At 59.6% G+C, this 329-nt stretch carries 1 pseudogene; it reads left to right on the forward strand.

The window, feature by feature from the left end:
- Positions 1–279: pseudogene (locus HX846_RS33275) on the forward strand (ABC transporter ATP-binding protein); the annotation flags it as partial.
- Between the last annotated feature and the right edge of the window lie 50 nt (positions 280–329).

Consider the following 329-nt stretch of genomic DNA (forward strand, 5'->3'; position numbering starts at 1 on the left):
GCGGTGCTGGTGCTGGATGAGGCGACTTCGGCGGTGGACATTCACACAGAGCGGCGGATTCAACGGGCGTTGCGCAGGCTGTGTCTGGGGCGTACGGCGATCATCATTGCCCATCGGCTGGCGACGATCCGGGATGCGGACCGGATTGCTGTGGTTCGGCATGGGCAGGTCGTTGAGCTTGGGGCGCATGATGCGTTGATTGATCGTGGGGGGGCTTATGCGGCGTTGTATCAGACGTATTTGCGCAGTGCACGGGTGGGGGATTTGGTGGCTGGGTGATTGGGGGTATATCCGTTTTTGGGTGATGTTTGAGATTGGTTCCGCTCTTA

The organism is Pseudomonas sp. K5002 (assembly GCF_013386655.1).
GTDB lineage: Bacteria > Pseudomonadota > Gammaproteobacteria > Pseudomonadales > Pseudomonadaceae > Aquipseudomonas.